This window comes from Peribacillus sp. SIMBA_075 (genome assembly GCF_046534585.1).
The window spans coordinates 1-271 of sequence record NZ_JAWRYN010000623.1 but is presented as its reverse complement, the minus strand read 5'-3'; the positions used below and the strand labels follow the sequence as shown (position 1 = coordinate 271).

The following is a 271-nucleotide window of genomic DNA, read 5'->3' as shown; positions in this document are numbered from 1 at the left end:
GAGGAAACCTTAAAAGGCCTAGCAAAGGCGAAAGGGTATATCCGCTCTGAAATTGGCAATCGAATTAGACTTCGCAAAACACCAGAACTACACTTTGAATTCGATGAATCCGTTGATTACGGTAACCGAATTGAAAGCCTGATTGCTGAACTAAACACAAAAGATCACGAATAAGACGTTGAAATAAGGATAGGCGATGATCGTCTGTCCTTTTTCATCGTTTATGAAAGGAGAGAACGCAGATGATAAATGGTGTTCTTTTATTACATAA

The 271-nt window shown here is 38.7% G+C and carries 1 protein-coding gene; it reads left to right on the top strand.

Annotated elements, in window-relative coordinates; genetic code table 11:
• A partial coding sequence (gene rbfA, locus SB775_RS29675; RefSeq protein ID WP_410864823.1) for a 30S ribosome-binding factor RbfA occupies positions 1 to 174 on the top strand: 174 nt, incomplete at its 5' end.
• Positions 175 to 271: the final 97 nt, after the last annotated feature.